The 15,459-nt window shown below is 63.9% G+C and carries 14 protein-coding genes; all 14 read right to left on the bottom strand.

Annotated elements, in window-relative coordinates:
• Positions 1-26: 26 nt before the first annotated feature.
• The 14 genes from KSS96_RS18740 to KSS96_RS18675 all read right to left on the bottom strand — a co-directional run bounded on the left by KSS96_RS18740 (position 27) and on the right by KSS96_RS18675 (position 15,213).
• Positions 27-890, bottom strand: coding sequence for a LysR family transcriptional regulator (locus KSS96_RS18740; protein ID WP_017527008.1), 864 nt, complete (start codon positions 888-890; stop codon positions 27-29).
• A gap of 98 nt (positions 891-988) precedes the next feature.
• Positions 989-1,468: a DUF2846 domain-containing protein gene (locus KSS96_RS18735; protein WP_217855197.1), complete on the bottom strand. Its 480-nt coding sequence runs from the start codon at positions 1,466-1,468 to the stop codon at positions 989-991.
• 118 nt (positions 1,469-1,586) lie between these two features.
• Positions 1,587-2,981: an amidase gene (locus KSS96_RS18730; protein ID WP_135196107.1), complete on the bottom strand. Its 1,395-nt coding sequence runs from the start codon at positions 2,979-2,981 to the stop codon at positions 1,587-1,589.
• Positions 2,978-4,246: a Zn-dependent hydrolase gene (locus KSS96_RS18725; protein WP_017527011.1), complete on the bottom strand. Its 1,269-nt coding sequence runs from the start codon at positions 4,244-4,246 to the stop codon at positions 2,978-2,980. The genes KSS96_RS18730 and KSS96_RS18725 overlap by 4 nt, the downstream gene beginning before the upstream one ends.
• A gap of 13 nt (positions 4,247-4,259) precedes the next feature.
• Positions 4,260-4,955, bottom strand: a complete 696-nt coding sequence (locus KSS96_RS18720) for an ABC transporter ATP-binding protein (protein WP_017527012.1) — start codon at positions 4,953-4,955, stop codon at positions 4,260-4,262.
• The gene (locus tag KSS96_RS18715) at positions 4,955-5,704 is read right to left on the bottom strand and encodes an ABC transporter ATP-binding protein (RefSeq protein ID WP_068937413.1); all 750 of its coding nucleotides are present in this window, start codon (positions 5,702-5,704) and stop codon (positions 4,955-4,957) included. The genes KSS96_RS18720 and KSS96_RS18715 overlap by 1 nt, the downstream gene beginning before the upstream one ends.
• Positions 5,701-6,711 carry a branched-chain amino acid ABC transporter permease gene (locus KSS96_RS18710; protein ID WP_017527014.1) on the bottom strand — a complete coding sequence of 337 codons (1,011 nt, stop codon included), beginning with the start codon at positions 6,709-6,711 and terminating at the stop codon, positions 5,701-5,703. Before KSS96_RS18710 ends, KSS96_RS18715 begins: the two co-directional genes overlap by 4 nt.
• Before the next feature lies 1 nt (position 6,712).
• Positions 6,713-7,573, bottom strand: coding sequence for a branched-chain amino acid ABC transporter permease (locus tag KSS96_RS18705; protein ID WP_017527015.1), 861 nt, complete (start codon positions 7,571-7,573; stop codon positions 6,713-6,715).
• A gap of 57 nt (positions 7,574-7,630) precedes the next feature.
• Positions 7,631-8,833, bottom strand: a complete 1,203-nt coding sequence (locus tag KSS96_RS18700; protein ID WP_017527016.1) for an ABC transporter substrate-binding protein — start codon at positions 8,831-8,833, stop codon at positions 7,631-7,633.
• 101 nt (positions 8,834-8,934) lie between these two features.
• Complete coding sequence (locus tag KSS96_RS18695) at positions 8,935-9,705, bottom strand: FadR/GntR family transcriptional regulator (protein WP_116077771.1); 771 nt, start codon at positions 9,703-9,705, stop codon at positions 8,935-8,937.
• A 110-nt stretch (positions 9,706-9,815) separates the two neighbouring features.
• Entirely contained in the window at positions 9,816-10,562 is a 747-nt protein-coding gene (locus tag KSS96_RS18690) for an alpha/beta fold hydrolase (RefSeq protein ID WP_217855195.1), read from the bottom strand.
• Between the two features lie 104 nt (positions 10,563-10,666).
• Positions 10,667-12,079, bottom strand: coding sequence for an efflux transporter outer membrane subunit (locus KSS96_RS18685; protein WP_225913295.1), 1,413 nt, complete (start codon positions 12,077-12,079; stop codon positions 10,667-10,669).
• Positions 12,072-14,042 (bottom strand): MacB family efflux pump subunit, encoded by a 1,971-nt coding sequence (locus KSS96_RS18680; RefSeq protein WP_065877571.1) that lies wholly within the window; start codon positions 14,040-14,042, stop codon positions 12,072-12,074. The genes KSS96_RS18685 and KSS96_RS18680 overlap by 8 nt, the downstream gene beginning before the upstream one ends.
• 1 nt (position 14,043) lies before the next feature.
• On the bottom strand, positions 14,044-15,213 hold the full coding sequence (locus KSS96_RS18675; RefSeq protein WP_017527021.1) for an efflux RND transporter periplasmic adaptor subunit: 1,170 nt from the start codon (positions 15,211-15,213) through the stop codon (positions 14,044-14,046).
• Positions 15,214-15,459 lie beyond the last annotated feature (246 nt).

Genomic DNA, 15,459 nt, shown 5'->3' with positions numbered 1-15,459 from the left:
TAGCATGCGCGGCGACTGACAGTGATTCAAATCAGTGGGTCCCAGCGCTGTGACCAGTCACTTTCGGCCTTGACCACCCCGCGCAGCAATTCCAGCGCCTGCTGCAATACCGCCGAATCCCGTGCCCGCGAGTACACCAGGTACGTCGGGAAACTGAACTCCGGCGCCTTGGGCACGCGCCGCATCACGCCGCTGTCCAGGTAGCTTTGCACCACGCGTGTGCGGAAATAGCCCGCGCCGCCATGTTCGAGGATGTACTGCAACGCCAGTGGCCCCAGGTTGAAGCTCACGGCGGCGCGGGCCTTGTCGGGCAGGGCGGCGTCATGCTGCTGGCGAAAGCCCTGGCCCCAATCGATGTACACGTAGGGCTCCGGCTTGCTCACCAACTGCACCAGGATCAGTTTTTCTTCCAGCACTTGCTCCACCTGCAACCCCGGCCAGTATTGCGGCTGGAACACCAGTGCGGCATCGAGCACACCCAGTTCCAGTTGGCGCAGCAGGTATTCGCCTTCGCGGATTTCCGTGCGCAGGGCGTGCCCGGGGATGTGTTCGCGCAGGGCCTGGGCCCAGCCGAGCATCAACGGGTTGCACAGGCTCACCTCGCCGCCGATATGCAGCACATTGCGATAGCCATCGGGCAACGGCAGGTCGCGGCGCGCGGCTTCCCAGGTTTGCAGCAATTGGTTGGCGTATACCACAAACGCCTCGCCGTCGGCCGTCAGCCGGGCGCCGGCGCGGTTGCGCACGAACAGCGTACAGCCCAATTGGTTTTCCAGGTTTTTGACGCGTGCGGTAATGGCGGTCTGGGTGACGTGCAGTTTCTCGGCCGCCGCGGCCAGGCTGCCGCAACGGCTGATTTCAAGGAAAGTGCGTGCCAGTTCGATGTCCATGAAGCCCCCTGGGAAGAATGGGCGACAGTGTAAAGGCTAGGAACTGGAATGCAGTCAAAAATGTGGGAGGGGCGGTTATCGGGCTAACAGGGACGGTTCTATTCAGACTTGGCCAGCCGGTACTTGGGCATGAATGTCTGCGCAGTATCGGCAGGCAGCAGCGCCCAGCGAAAATAGTGCATGGCGCCTCGATAGCGATTGTTGTTCATCTCCCCCAGGGTGAAACCGTCCTTGGGTTCTGCCCACAAATCCTGGTCCACCACGAAGTAGCTCTGGCCGGCCTTGACGGGCAAGTCAAACTGACGCGTGGCTTCGTCGGTGAGGATTGAGGTTTTGTTGGAGCTGATGCGGTGCACGCCGGCGGGCAAGTCAACCTTGAAGTAGCCGCCGGTAGACAGTTCCCCAAGGCTCTTGCCGTCCACATGGACTTCGGTGGTGAACTGCGGGCTCATGAGGCGATACTCGCGCACGAAGTAAACGGTTGCCTTGTCGTTGGCGGTTTGGGCCGGCGCGGTGAAGTAGGGCTGCCCCAGCAGTGGGTCGGTATGCGCGCAGCCTTGCAAGCAGGCCAGCGCCAAGAAAAGACCTATCCGTGTGAGTGTTCTTGGCATTGCATAAAGCTCCTGAAAACGTTGGGGGCGCGAGAATAGCACTGAGCCAGGCGTCAGCGCATGCCGAAGGCACGGCGGTTATCCGTCAGACCGGTGCCTGCAAATGTCGGGTTGGAAAAGCGCGCGCATACACCTGGCACACCCTCAACACCTGCTCATCGGCAAACCGCGCCGCCACCACATGCAGCCCCACCGGCAAGCCATTCGCCGCCAAGCCGCACGGCACCGACGCCGCCGGTTGCTGGGTGAGGTTGAAGGGGTAGGTGAACCGCGTCCACTCGGTCCATTCCTGCAGGCCCGAGCCGGGCGGTACGTTATGCCCGGCCTCGAACGCGGTGATCGGCATCATCGGCGACACCAGCACATCGTAGTGCTGGTGGAACGCCGCCATCTTTGCCACCAACGCGGCGCGAGCTTCGAGGGCCGTGTTGAAATCATCCAGGCTCAACCGCTCGCCACGCTCCGCAATGCGCCGCAGGCCGGGGTCCAACAGCTGTTTTTGGGCGTCGCTCATCGTGCGGGTCAGGCGTGCGGCGCCGGCGGCCCAGAGGGTGCTGAATACCTGCTGTGGGTCGCTGAAACCGGGGTCGATCTGCTCGACATGAGCGCCCAGCTGCGCCAGGCCCTCCACCGCCCGGGCGACGACTTCGGCCACCTGCGGGTCAACGTCGATGTAACCGAAGTTGGGGCTGTACGCGATACGCACACCCTTCAAGTCCGTCGCGTGCGATAACCACGGCGTGCTGCGTGGCGCTCCGATCAAACCATCCCGCGCATCCGGCCGCGCCACGGTTTGCAGCATCAACACACTGTCTTCTACCGTGCGCGTCATCGGGCCCAAGTGCGACAGGATCGTCATGGAGCTGGCCGGCCATTGCGGCACATAGCCGAAGCTCGGCTTGATGCCGAACGTGCCGGTAAACGCGCACGGGATCCGGATCGAGCCGCCGGCATCGCTGCCCTGGTGCAGCACGCCCAGGTTCAGCGCCGCCGCCGCGCCGGCACCGCCGGATGATCCGCCGGCGGTGGTACGCGTGTTCCACGGGTTGCGGGTGATGCCGTACAAGGGGTTGTCGGTAACGCCTTTCCAGCCGAATTCCGGGGTGGTGGTTTTGCCCAGCAGCACCGCGCCGGCCTTGCGCATAAAGGCTGTGAAGGGTGCATCGATGTCCCACGGGCCTGCAGCGCAGGTGGTGCGCGAGCCCTTGCGGGTGGGCATGCCGACAGTCAGCGTCAGGTCTTTGATCGAAGCCGGCACACCGTCCAGCGCACCGCACGGCTCGCCCTTGAACCAGCGCTGCTCCGAGGCGCGTGCGGCGTTCAGCGCGCCTTGCGGGTCCACGTGGCAATAAGCGTTGACCACCGGGTTGTAGCGCTCGATACGCAGCAACGCATCTTCGGTGACCTCCACCGGCGATAAGGTCTTGTTGCGAAAATGCTCCAGCAGTTGCACCGCTGTCAGTTGGCCTATCTCGCTCATGCCAGGTCCCCCTGCGCCGCATTGACCATGGCGCGCAGCAGCACCGCGCAACCGGCCGCCAGGTCATCCGGCGCGGCATTCTCGATTTCGTTATGGCTGATGCCGCCTTCGCAGGGCACAAAGATCATCCCGGCCGGCCCCAACTCGGCGACGAAAATCGCGTCATGCCCGGCGCCGCTGACGATATCCATATGGCTCAAGCCCAACGCCTGGGCGCCGTCACGCACGGCTTTCACGCAAGCCGGGTTGAAATCCAGCGGTGGGAAGTCGGCGGTAGGGGTCAGCTCGACGCTCAGGCCGTGACGCTGGGCGGTGGCGTCGATCACGCCGCGCACTTCATCGACCATCGCTTGCAGTTTGTCGGCGTGCAGGTGGCGCAAGTCGAGGGTCATGTGCACCTGGCCGGGAATCACATTGCGCGAGCCGGGGTGCAGGGCCAGGCAACCAACCGTGCCGCAGGCGTGAGGTTGTTGTTGATGGGCGATGCGGTTGACCGCGCTGACCACCTCGGCGGCGCCGACCAGGGCGTCCTTGCGCAGGTGCATCGGTGTTGGGCCGGCGTGGGCTTCGACACCGGTGAGGGTCAGGTCGAACCACTTCTGGCCCAGGCACCCCATGACCACGCCGATGGTGGTGGCCTGGTCTTCCAGCACCGGGCCCTGCTCGATGTGTGCCTCGAAGTACGCACCGACCGGGTGGCCCAGCACCGCACGTGAACCGGCATAACCGATGCGCTGTAATTCGGCGCCCACCGACAGGCCTTGTTCATCCCGCTTGTCGAGGGTGTCCTGCAAGTCGAACTTCCCCGCAAACACCCCGGAGCCCATCATGCACGGCGGGAAGCGCGAGCCTTCTTCGTTGGTCCACACCACCACTTCAATCGGCGCATCGGTTTCGATCTTCAAATCATTCAGGGTGCGGATCACCTCCAGCCCGGCCATCACGCCGTAGCAACCGTCGAACTTGCCGCCGGTGGGTTGGGTGTCGATATGGCTGCCGGTCATCACCGGCGGCAGGGCCGGGTTACGTCCCGCGCGGCGGGCGAAGATATTGCCGATGGCATCGACGGTGACGCTGCACCCGGCGGCCTCGCACCACTGCACAAACAGGTCACGGGCCTGGCGGTCCAGGTCGGTGAGGGCCAGGCGACACACGCCGCCTTTGACCGTGGCGCCCAGTTGCGCCAGGTCCATCAGCGATTGCCACAGGCGGTCGCGGTTGATCAGCGGGGCATTGCTCTTGAGCGGTTGCGCAAAACTATTCATCTGCAATCTCCGATCAGGCACTCAGGGCCAGGTAGCGGTTCTTGATGGTCGGGTCGGCGCGGAAGGCTTCGGCGCTGCCTTCGTACACCACGCGGCCCTGTTCGAGTACGTAATGGCGGTCGGCGAGTTTGTCGCAGACCATCAGGTTCTGTTCCACCAGCAGCACCGGCAGGCCGTCGTCCTTGACCTTGCGCAGGATCTTCACCAGTTCGTCGACGATCACCGGGGCCAGGCCTTCGGTGGGTTCATCAAGGATCAGCAGCTTGGGATCGTTGAGCAGGGCGCGGGCGATGGCGAGCATCTGCTGCTCGCCGCCGGAGAGGGCGTGGCCGGCGTTTTTGCGGCGCTCCTTGAGGCGCGGGAACATGGCGTACACGTCCTCCAACTGCCAGCGGCTGGTTTTGCGTGCGGCGATGCGCAGGTTTTCCTCTACCGTGAGCAGGCGGAAAATCCCACGGTTCTCCGGCACCAGTGCCAACCCTTGGCGGGCGATTTCAAAGATCTTCCGCCCGACCAGCGCCTGGCCGTTGAAGTGAATCTGGCCCTGGCGCGGGCAAATGATGCCGAGGATGCTGCGCAGGGTGGTGGTCTTGCCGGCACCGTTGCGCCCCAGCAGGGTCACCAGTTCGCCGGGGTTGACCGTCAGCGACACGCCTTCGAGCACATGGCTCTTGTCGTAGTAGGAATGGATATTCTCGACGATCAGCATCAGGCAGCCTCCCCCAGATACGCCGTGCGTACGCGCTCATCGGCGCGCACGAATTGCGGGGTGCCTTCGACCAGGATCTGGCCGTGGCTCATCACGGTGATGCGTTGGCTGATGGACATGACGATGCTCATGTTGTGTTCGATCAACAGCACCGTGTGGTCGCGGCCGAGGTCGCTGATCAACTGGGTCATGATGGGGATGTCATCGATGCCCATGCCCGAGGTGGGCTCGTCGAGCATCAGCAGTTTGGGCTTGGAGCAGATCGACATGCCCACCTCCAGCACCCGTTGCTGGCCGTGGGACAACTCGCCGGCCAGGGTGTCGGCGCGGGTGCTGAGTTGCAGGCGTTCGAGGACCTGATCGGCCATCTCCAGGTGTTCGCGTTTGCTATCGACCCGGCGCCAGAAGTTCAGGGCGCGGGCGCCGTCGCGGCCCTGGGCGGCCAGGCGCAGGTTTTCGCGCACGCTGAGGTTCTGGAACAGGCTGGTGAGCTGGAACGAACGCGCCATGCCCAGGCCGACACGGGCGTGGGCCGGCTTGCGCATCAGGTTGTTGCCGTCGAAATGAATCGCCCCGGCGGTGGCCTGGCGTTCGCCGGTCAGGCAATGGAACAGGCTGGTCTTGCCGGCGCCGTTAGGGCCGATGATGGTGTGGATGGTGCCGGCCTCGACCTTGAGGTTGACGCCGTTCACCGCATGGAACGCGCCGTAGGCCAGTTCCAGGTTTCTGGTTTCCAAAAGGATGCTCATAGCACGTGCTCCTTGTTCACCACACTAGCCTTGCGGCTGCGGCGCACCTTGTCGAACAGTGAGGCCAGGCCGCCCCACAAACCGCCGCGCATGAAGATCACCACCAGGATCAAAATCACCCCCAGCAGCATCAGCCAGCGCGGCCACAGGTCGGAGAGGAAATCCCCCAGCAATACGATGGAGCCGGCGCCCAGCAACGAGCCGAACAACGAACCGGTGCCGCCGACGATGGTCATGATCAAAATGTTCTCGGACATCGCCAGGTCGATGTTCGACAACGGCACGAAGTGCAGCAGCATGGCGTACAACGCACCGGCGATACCGGTGACGGCGCCCGACAACACAAACACCAGGATCTTGAAGTGGCGCGTGTCGTAGCCGATGGCCGAGGCGCGGGTTTCGTTTTCGCGGATTGCCATCAGCGTGCTGCCGAACGGCGAGGCGATGACGCGGCGCGCGCCGATGAAGATCAGCAGGAACAGCACCGCGACAAAACCATAGAAGGCACGGGCGTCGGCCAGCGACAGCAGCACGGTGTCACCGATGCGGACCTGCGGGCGCGGCACGCTGAGCAGACCGTTGTCGCCGCCGGTCCAGTCGCTCAAGGTGTAGGCGACGAAGTAAGCCATCTGGCTGAACGCCAAGGTGAGCATCACAAAGTAAATGCCGGTACGTCGGATCGCCAACGCACCCACCAGCAACGCCAGGAAACCACCGGCGACAGCGGCACCGAGCAACGCGGTGAACAGGCCCCATTGCAGGTGGATCATCAGCAGCGCCGCGCAATACGCACCGGCGCCAAAGAAAATGCCTTGGCCGAACGACAACAGCCCGGTGTAGCCCAGCAGCAGGTTGCAGGCCAGGGCCGCCATGGCGAAGATCAGGATCTCGCTGGCCAGGGTTGCCGAAGGCAGGATCAACGGCAGGCCGATCAGCACCGCCAGTACCCACAGCAACATGGCTTTGGACTGGGTCTTGGCAAACGGCAGGGGGTTTTTCTCGCTCATGTCAGGCTCTCCCGAACAGGCCATAAGGGCGTACCAGAATCACCACGGCCATCGCGCCGTAGATCATCAGGCTCGCGCCCTGGGGCCAGAGTGTGGTCATCAGGCTCTGCACCACGCCGACCAGCAAACCGCCGACCAGCGCACCGCTGAACGAGCCCATGCCGCCGATCACCACCACCACGAAGGCGATGCCGAGAATTTCCGGGCCCACGAATGGCTGCGCGCCGCGCAAGGGCGCGAACAGCACCCCGGCTACCCCGGCCAGGGCCACGCCGAGGGCGAAGGTCATGGAGAACAGACGCAAGATATTGGTGCCCAGCAGCGACACGGTTTCGGTGCTCTCACTGCCGGCACGCACCAGGGCGCCGAAGCGCGTGCGTTCCAGCAACAGCCACAGGCCCAGGCCCACCAGCCCGGAAAACACAATGAGGAACAGGCGGTAGTAGGGGTAGACGAAATCGCCCACCACCAGTACGCCGCGCAACAGTTCCGGCACCGCCACGCTTTTGCCCACCGGGCCCCAGATCATCACGCTGGCTTCCTGGATGATCAGCGCAATGCCCAAGGTCACCAGGATCTGGAACATGTGCGGCAAGTGGTAAATGCGCTGGATCAGCAAGCGTTCAATCACCCAGGCCAGGGCGGCCACCACCAGCGGCGCGATCAGCAGCGCCAGCCAAAAGTTGCCGGTGAGGCTCACGGCGGTGTAGCAGATGTAGGCGCCCAACAGAAAGAACGCGCCGTGGGCGAAGTTGACGAAGTTGAGCAGGCCGAAAATGATCGTCAGCCCGACTGCGATCAGGAAGTAGATCATCCCCAACCCCAGGCCGTTGAGTATCTGGAACAGGTAAAGATTAAGCATGCAGAAACCCTCGAACAGGCGGCTTGGGGCCGCCTTGTCGTGTTTAACCGTTCAGGATCAGGCGAGCGTGCAGCCCGTGGCGTCTACCGGTGGGAACGATTGGCCGGCGCTGAGCACCTTGGCCAGGTCGTCCTTGTCGGCCATATCAGCCGTGGCTTTGCCGATCAGCAGGTAGTAGTCCTTGATCACCTGGTGGTCGCCTGCGCGGATCGACTCCTTGCCGGTCGGGCCCTCGAAGCTCAGGCCCTGCATGGCCTTGGCCACGGTCGGCCCGTCGAAGCTGCCGGTGGCGATGATGCTGTCCAGCATGACCTTGGTGCTGATGTAGTCGGCGGCCAGCGGGTAGGTGGGGTTGATGCCGTATTTGGCTTTCGTCAGCTTGACCAGCTCGCGGTTGAGCGGGGTGTCGACCTGGTGCCAGTACTGCGCGCCGAGGTACACGCCTTCGAGCACATCGCTGCCCAGTTCCTGGAATTGGTCAAGCCCGGCGGACCACACCAGCAGCACTTTCATGCGCTCCTTGATGCCGAAATTCACCGCCTGGCGCAGGGTGTTGGACGACTGGCTGCCAAAGTTGAGCAGCACCAGCACGTCGGGCCTGGTTGAGATGGCGTTGGTCAGGTAGCCGGAAAATTCCTGTTCCTGCAATGAGTGGTAGCTGTTGCCGACGTGCTCCAGGCCGTGCTCTTTGAGCACCGTCTTTGCGCCTTCGAGCAGCGCTTCGCCGAACACATATTGCGGGGTGATGGTGTACCAGCGCTTGGCGTCGGGCAGCAGTTTGATCAGCGGCACCATGGTTTGGCGGATCGCGCCGTAGGTGGGCACCGACCAGCGGAACGTCGCCTTGTTGCAGTCCTTGCCGGTGACTTCATCGGCGCCCACCGGGGTCATGAACACGCCACCCACCTTGTCGACTTCCTTGGCCACCGCAAGGGCTGATGACGACAGGGTGCAGCCCTGGAAGAATCGCGCGCCATCCTGCTGGATGGCCTCTTGCACCTTACGCACGGCCTTGCCGGCATTGCCTTCGGTGTCGATGACTTTGTAGTTGAGCGGGCGCCCGAGAATCTCGGGATGCTGTTCCACCGCCAGGCGCGACCCCATGTCGGCAAACTTGCCATAGCTGGCAAAAGCGCCGGACATGGACTTGAGGCCGTAAAAGGTAAAGGGCTCGGCGGCGAATGCCGAACGCACGCTCAGCGGGAGGCTGAGGGCGGCTGCGGCGGTAAGACTGGCTTTCAATAACGTACGACGCTGCATGGGGTGACTCCCTGGTTTAGTTATTGGCAGGAGCGGCAAGGGCGATACGGTGAAGCTGGGGCCTGTGGGCAGGCGTTTTTTATTGGGGTAACGCGGTGTATTCAGTGGTTGTGATCGAACTCCAGCAGAAAGTGCGGGCTGACCTGGCCTTCCAGCGCGGTCATATGGTGTTCGGCATCGCACATGTGTTCATGCATCAGGCTGCGCACCGCGCTTTCATCCCCGGCGCGAAAGGCGATCAGCAGCTGTTTGTGATAGTCCAGGTTGGCCGCGTCGAACTGTTTGCGCTTGGGTTTGTAGGCTTTTTTCAGCACCACGAGGTCGCGCAACAGGTCATTGAGAAACTGCGCCATAAAGCTCAGCAACGGGTTGGGGCAGGCCTTGGCCAGCAGGTTGTGAAACTCCAGTTCCGCCAGGCGCTGTTCGCGCTGGCCGGCCTCGCTGTCTTCCGGGTCGCTGCAAAAATCCACGTTGTCCTGCAAGGCCTGAAAGTCGTTTTCACTCAAACGCCCGAGCACGGAGACCGCCAGTTCCACCTCGATCACCTTGCGCAGTTGGTACACCTGCTCGCCGTCCAGATGCTGGAAGTGCAGGTAGTTGCGCAAGGCGCGGCTGGCGGGTTCGGTGCCGGCCTGGTTCAGGTACGCGCCGCCGCTGGGGCCAGTGCGTGTACTCACCAAACCTTCCACTTCCAGGGCCTTGAGCGCCTCGCGGGCCGAGCCTTTGGAGCACTGGAAACTTTCCATCAGCTCGCGCTCGGTGGGCAGGCGGTCGCCGGGTTTCAAGGCATCGGTGACGATGGAGCGCTTGACCGACTCGACAATCACATCGGAGAGCTTCTGGCGTTTGCGTCGCAGCGGTCGGCTTAGCATGGGTTCGATTTATCGTATTAATGCGGATAAATAGCACTTAATAACGATTGGCACGGAGCGTCAACGCAGCGCGTCGTTTTCGGTGCAAGGAGGTCGTAAACGGCGTGCTGTCACCCGTCATCTGAACCCACACAGCGGGTCGACGGTGGCGGCTGTTTGCCATACGCCAGAAAGGCCCCGACCCATTGGGTCACGCAACGGTTGGCGCCGGGTTTGGCGGGTTCCTTGAGGTGCAGTTGTTGCACTTGAGGCGCGTCCGTCATGCCGCGTTCGCCGTTGACCAGCACCATGCGCGCGACGCGTTCGGGAAACAGCGCCGCGTAGCGGTTGCCCAGGCGCGTGGCGGCGGCGTTACCCAGGTAGTGCAGTTGTGCGTCGCCCAGTTGGGTGCGTACGAATTCCAAGTCGCGTGCGGCTTGTTCGACATCCTCATCGCGGCCCAGGTCGCGCGTGCCCAGCTCAATCACGTCGTAGCGGTTGAGCAATGTGCGATAGGCGCTGGCCGCGGAAGCCCCCCACTGGCTGGCCAGTTGAATGGCGAAGGTGCCGCCGCTGTTGGGGTGTGGCGGGTCGCCGGACTGGGCGAATACCACACCCTCGCGGTTCAACGGCTCGCGGGCACCGACCCGGGTCAGGTAGAGGTTCAGGTGGCCTTGCCTGGGAGCGGCATGGTTACGCGGTACGCTCACGATGCCGCACTGGGTGCGCGCCAGTACCTCGGGGTCCAGACGCTGCGCGGTGGGGAGGGGGCAGTCCAGCAGCCAGTCGATCGCGGTGGGCCTGATCAGCGGCTCGGCATGGCCAAGGCCTGCGGCCAGCCAGAGACAGCCCCAGGCGAGGTGCTTTGCGACAGTCATCGGGAGGTCCTGGGCAGCCGTGTTAGGGCGGCTTTTTTACCAAGGACCCCGGTCTAAAGAATGTAGGGTGAGAAGACAGCTTGTGTAGGATTTTGGATTTTTTATCAGTGTTCGCTTTGCCAGCCACCCCCCAATGCCTTGTACAACCCGATGCTGGCTTGCAGGCGCGACAGACGCAATTGCACATGGGCGTCCTGGGCGGCGTACAGGGTGCGTTGGGTTTCCAGTACCGTCAGCAGGTCTTCGGCACCCGCCTGGTAGCGGCTTTCGGCGATCTGGAAGGCGGTCTGCGCCTGTTGCAGTTCTTCTGCCTGCCATTCGCGCTGCTGGTTCAGGCGCGTGATGCTGCTGAGGGATTTTTCCACATCGGCAAACCCATTGATGATTGCGCCGCGATAGGTTTGCAACAGTTCATCCTGGCGCGCACGGGCCTTGTCGCGCTCGGCGCTTAAACGACCGTTGTTGAAGATCGGCCCCACCAGGCCGGCGGTCAGGGTGTAGTAAGGGCTGCGCAGGATGTCCAGGGCTTTGTAGGCGTCGGAGCCAAAGGTCGCGCCGAGGGTCACGGCCGGCAGCATGGCGGCGCGGGCCACTGTGACGTTGGCTTGCGCCGCCGAGAGTTCCGCTTCGGCCTTGGCGATATCCGGTCGGCGGCTGAGCAGTTGGCTGGGCAGGCCGGCGCCGATGGTCGGCCAGGTCAGGGCCTGGAAAGGTTCGGTGCCCAGGTCCAGGGCTTGCACCGGTTGGCCGAGGAGGGCGGCGAGGGTGATCCGGGATTCTTCGGCCAGTTGGGCAAGCAATGGCAACTGGCGCTGTTGGCTGGCCACCAGGCTTTTCTGCTGGGCCAATTCCAGGGCGGTGGCGGAACCTGCGTCATAGCGGGTTTGCACCAGCTTGAGCACATTGCGCGCATTGGCCAGGTTCAACTCGGCGATCTGCTGGCGCTGGCGGGTGGCCAGGGTTTGTGCGTAGCGGTCGGCCACGTTGCTGACCAGGGTCAGCTCCACGGTGGCGCGGTCGAATTCGCTGGCGCGCAGGCTGTGCAGGGCGCTGTCGCGGGCGGCGGCGCGGCCGCCCCAGAAGTCCACTTCGTAACTGGCGGCAAGGTTGACGCCGAAGCCGTCGACCGTGCGTTCGCTGGGCGAGGCATCCAGGTTCGGGCCGCCGGGCCCGCGCATCAGTTTCTGGTGGCTGGTGCTCAGGTCGAACTTCACCTCGGGCAACAGCGGCGCCCCGGCGATCACCGCCGTGGCCTGGGCCTGGCGCACGCGAGCCATGGCCGCGGCCACGTCAACGCTGTCATGCCGGGCCTGAACGACCAGGCGGTTGAGTTGCGGGCTGCCGAACTGCGCCCACCATTGTGGGTGGGCGGTCTGGGCGGCTTCGCCCCCGACGTATTGCCAGGCCGCCGGCGGCGTGATTTCGCTGTCGACGGCCGCAGGGTTGCCGGCGCAGGCGCCGAGCAACAGGCACAGGCTGAGCACGCACGGGTGAGCGGGGATGGGTCGTTTATTCACTGGTCAACGCCTTAACCGGATCGAGCCGGGCAGCTTTACGGGCCGGCATAAAGCCGAATACGACGCCGGTGACCAGCGCACAACCAAATGCGCCGAGTACCGCCACCAAGGAAAACTGCACCGCCACCTTGGCCAGCACCAACACGCCACCCACCAGCAGCGCCAGGGCGATACCGCACAGGCCGCCGACCACCGAGAGCATCACCGCTTCGGTGAGGAACTGGCGCAGGATGTCGCGCTGGCGGGCGCCGGTGGCCATGCGGATGCCGATCTCACGGGTGCGCTCGCGCACGGTCATCAGCATGATGTTCATGACACCGATCCCTCCCACCAGCAGCGAAATCGCGGCAATCGAACCGAGCATCAGCGACAGGGTGTTCTGGGTACGCGCTTCGGCCTGGATCATCGCGGCGTTGTTGGTCAACTCGTAGTCGCGTTTACCGTTGTGCAGCTTTTGCATCAACTGGTCGATCGCCACTTCGGTTTCGTGAACCCGGCGCGCATCAGCGGCGGCAATCACCACGTATTCGGGGTTGTAGCTGCCGAACAGGCGCACGCTGGCGGCGGTGTAGGGGATGGCGATGCGGTCGTCGCTGTCCTTGTCGCCGGAGGCGGCGCCTTTTTCCGCGAGCACGCCGATCACTTGGAAGGGCACGTTTTCAATCAGGATGTACTGGCCGATCGGGTTGACCGGGGCCTTGAACAGCCGCTGGCGGATACGATGGCCGATCACGGCGACCGTGGCGCCGGTGCGTTCGTCGGCGGCGGTGAAATAGCTGCCCTCGACCACTGGCCAGTTGAAGATGTCCGGGAAGTTGGTGTCGTTGCCGCCCACATAGGCCATGTAGTCGAGGTTGCCATAGCGCACGCCGGCTGCGCTGCCGTTGACCGGCATGATGCGCTTGACCTGAGGCAACGCCGCCAGCGCCGCGACGTCACTGAGCGTAATCACCCCCGGCGGCGTGCGCGGGTTGGGCGATGCGCCGCTCAGGTAGAGGATGTTGGAGCCGAACGCGCCCATTTGCGCCATGACCTGGCGTTTGCTGCCTTCGCCGACCGCCAGCATTACCACCACCGAGGCCACGCCGATGATGATCCCCAGCAGGGTCAGCGCCGTGCGAAAACGGTTGATCCACATGACGCGCCAGGCCGCTTGCACGGCATCCACCACTTCGGCCTTCCAGGCGCCATTGTGTTCGACGCCGTCGCTCAGCCGCCGGCGCAGGTCCACGGCTTGCAGGGCGCCGCTGTGGGCGGTAGGGGCGAGCGGGCGGTGCTCGGCCGAATCGCTGATGATCAGGCCGTCACGAATCTCGATGATGCGGTTGGCCCGCGCCGCCACCTCGCGGTCGTGGGTAATCAGGATGACCACATGGCCCTGGCCGGCCAGTTCGTCCAGCAGGGTCATCACCTCGGCGCCGCTGTGGCTGTCGAGGGCGCCGGTGGGTTCATCGGCGAGGATGATATGGCCGCCGTTCATCAGGGCGCGGGCAATCGAGACCCGTTGCTGCTGCCCGCCGGACAGTTGATGAGGACGGTTGCCGGTGCGCTCCGCCAGGCCCAGGCGGGTGAGCAGGGCGGTGGCCCGGGCCTGGCGCTCGGCGGTACTGGTACCGGCATAGATCGCCGGCATTTCGACGTTTTCCTGGGCCGAGCCCGAGGGGATCAGGTGGTAGCCCTGGAAGACGAAGCCAAACGCCTCGCGACGCAGCCAGGCCAGCTCGTCGCTGTCCAGATGGGCGACGTTTTCCCCGGCGAACAGGTAGTCGCCCGCACTCGGGCGGTCGAGGCAACCGAGGATGTTCATCAAGGTGGACTTGCCGGAACCGGAAGCGCCGACGATGGCGACAAACTCGCCGGCGTGGATCGACAGGTCGATGCCACGCAAGACGTCGACCTGCGGGCTGTCGCCGCCGCCGTAGGATTTGCGGATGTGCTTGAGTTCAATCAGCGGTGTGGTCAATTCAACCCCCGGTGCCGTCGGCTGGGCCGATCACCAGGTGATCGCCTTCGCTCAGGCCGCCGAGTACCTGCACCCGCAGGCGGTCGCTGAGGCCCAGTTGCACTTCGCGCTCTTCGATGCGCCCGTTCGGCAGGACTACCCGGGCGATCTGCTTGTCGGTGCTGCCGTTGCCGAGCAGCGCGGCAACCGGCGCGGTGAGTGTGTCCTTGGCTTGGCCGGCGACAAAAAACACCTGGGTGGTCATTTCCGCCATCAAGGCATTGTCGCTGTTGTCCACATCCAGCAGCACGGTGTACAGCACCACGCGGCCGGTGCCGCTTTTGCCGAAACCGTTGGGGCTGCCGCTGCCCTGGGTCTCGCTCAAGGGCTTGGGCGGGATCGGCAGGATCTGCCGCACAGTGCTGGCCCAACGCCGGTTGCCGCCGCTCAGCGTGGTGAAATACGCGGTCATGCCGGGTTTGACGTGGCCGATATCGGCCTCCGACACTTCAGCCCACACGGTCATCGGCGACAACTTGGCGATACGCAGGATCAGCGGCGTTTGCTGCTGGGCGTTGAGGGTCTGGCCGACCCGCGCGTCCACCGCAACCACTGTGCCGCTCATCGGCGCATAGATGCGTGTATAGCCCAGCTCGGCCTCATCGCTGCGCAGGCTGGCCTGGGCCTGGAGAATCTGCGCCTGGAACATGTCGACCCGGGCCTGGGTGGCGTTCAATTGCGCCTTGGCGGTTTGCACATCCTCTTCGCGGGTGGCGTTGCCGGCCACCAGGCGCTGCTGGCGTTGGTACTTCTGGCGGGCCAGTGCGTGCTGGGCCTGTTGCTCCCGAAACTGGGCCTTGAGGTTTTCGATGGCATAGCGGCTGGCGTCGAGCTTGGCTTTTTGCGTGGACGGGTCGATCTCCACCAGCAATTGGCCTTCCTGGACCTGATCGCCGGCCTCGACGTGGATCTTGCGAATCTGCCCGGAGGCCTGGGCGCCGACATCCACGTAACGCCGTGGTTGCAGAGTGCCCAGGGCGGTCACGCTGTTTTCGATAGTGCCGCGCGTGACGGCGACGGTGGTCAGCGTATCGCGACCCGGCGGCAGTACCTGCCAGGCGGCGACGGCAAGCACGGGGATCAGGCACGCTACAACAAGCAGGGCGCGTCGGGCAGGTCGAGGGCGTTTCATGCTTAGGTTCCAGCCGGGAAAGTTCGGAGCGCGGTTGCGCGGAGCTGACAGTTAAACGAGAAAAATGCCCGAGGATTTAGGCCGTTACACACCGTGTAACAGGTGGAATACGCAAAAAAATCGACCGCTGGCGTAAGACTTCTTTAAAAGTAGATGAGAATTACTATAAATTGCACTTGGTCAAACTGCCATTACCCAATCGGCTGTCATTTTCAGGTGCTCAAGGAACGGATACCGCCCCTTTCG

Source organism: Pseudomonas asgharzadehiana, assembly GCF_019139815.1.
GTDB classification, from domain to species: domain Bacteria; phylum Pseudomonadota; class Gammaproteobacteria; order Pseudomonadales; family Pseudomonadaceae; genus Aquipseudomonas; species Aquipseudomonas asgharzadehiana.
The sequence above is the reverse complement of the archived record's forward strand: the minus strand, read 5'-3'. Positions and strand labels throughout refer to the sequence as shown.

Excerpts from the sequence above, each read along its gene's own strand:
- KSS96_RS18740 (WP_017527008.1), bottom strand. The coding sequence starts at position 890 with ATGGACATCGAACTGGCACGCACTTTCCTTGAAATCAGCCGTTGCGGC.
- KSS96_RS18730 (WP_135196107.1), bottom strand. The coding sequence starts at position 2,981 with ATGAGCGAGATAGGCCAACTGACAGCGGTGCAACTGCTGGAGCATTTT.
- KSS96_RS18725 (WP_017527011.1), bottom strand. The coding sequence starts at position 4,246 with ATGAATAGTTTTGCGCAACCGCTCAAGAGCAATGCCCCGCTGATCAAC.
- KSS96_RS18720 (WP_017527012.1), bottom strand. The coding sequence starts at position 4,955 with ATGCTGATCGTCGAGAATATCCATTCCTACTACGACAAGAGCCATGTG.
- KSS96_RS18715 (WP_068937413.1), bottom strand. The coding sequence starts at position 5,704 with ATGAGCATCCTTTTGGAAACCAGAAACCTGGAACTGGCCTACGGCGCG.
- KSS96_RS18710 (WP_017527014.1), bottom strand. The coding sequence starts at position 6,711 with ATGAGCGAGAAAAACCCCCTGCCGTTTGCCAAGACCCAGTCCAAAGCC.
- KSS96_RS18705 (WP_017527015.1), bottom strand. The coding sequence starts at position 7,573 with ATGCTTAATCTTTACCTGTTCCAGATACTCAACGGCCTGGGGTTGGGG.
- KSS96_RS18700 (WP_017527016.1), bottom strand. The coding sequence starts at position 8,833 with ATGCAGCGTCGTACGTTATTGAAAGCCAGTCTTACCGCCGCAGCCGCC.
- KSS96_RS18695 (WP_116077771.1), bottom strand. The coding sequence starts at position 9,705 with ATGCTAAGCCGACCGCTGCGACGCAAACGCCAGAAGCTCTCCGATGTG.
- KSS96_RS18690 (WP_217855195.1), bottom strand. The coding sequence starts at position 10,562 with ATGACTGTCGCAAAGCACCTCGCCTGGGGCTGTCTCTGGCTGGCCGCA.
- KSS96_RS18675 (WP_017527021.1), bottom strand. The coding sequence starts at position 15,213 with ATGAAACGCCCTCGACCTGCCCGACGCGCCCTGCTTGTTGTAGCGTGC.